This window comes from Vibrio sp. 1401 (assembly GCF_033340295.1).
On sequence record NZ_JAWOWF010000348.1, the window covers coordinates 1 to 714 of the forward strand.

The 714-nt window shown below is 45.9% G+C and carries 1 protein-coding gene; it reads left to right on the forward strand.

The annotated features are described in order from the left end of the window. Nucleotides 1–714: ABC transporter substrate-binding protein (locus R7Z77_RS25560; protein WP_318137076.1), on the forward strand; the 714-nt coding region annotated here is incomplete at both ends.

Here is a 714-nt window from a genome sequence, read left to right on the forward strand (position 1 = left end):
TTACGGTTGGGTGGATTGGCAACCGGCGATTGGGCGAAGCAACCCAAGCCGTTTGAGTATCACCATTACTTTGCAACAAGCGATGACCGAGTTTTTGGTGGAAGAGCTTGCTAGGGGCAGAATGAATTCGATAACAAAGCTTATCGACTGGTTCGGCCAAACGGCGGTTCGTTCGCTTACGATTGCATCAGAAAAAGTGAACGAGCTGAATGAGTCTAAAAACGCCATTCTTATTTCTTCTTATCCGTGGGTTTCAAATATCGATCCCGCAGAGACTTTCCGTCATACCGAATTACACGTAGTCAAAAGTGTTTATGATGGGCTGCTAACACAAAACTCCAATGGTGGCATCGAGCCCGCTTTAGCGCATGAATGGAAAATGGAAGAAAACGTCATGACGTTATGGTTAAGGCCGGGCATTTTTCGTCATGATGGTGAGCTTCTGAGCATAGACGACGTGGTTTGGAGTTTAGAAAGACTCAAGCAAATTAAAGGACCGGTTTATGAGCTCTGGCAATGCATTGAAACCGTTACAGCCGAAACACCGAACTGCTTGAAGATAGTGCTCAAACGCGCAAACCAATTCTTTCCATACATGTTAGCCACGCCACATGCCTCAATATTGTGTCGAGACACGGCCTCTTTTGGCTCGGGTTATTCATATCATATCGGTACTGGGCCATTTCGAATCAGCAGTTGGAACAAAGAGAGCAT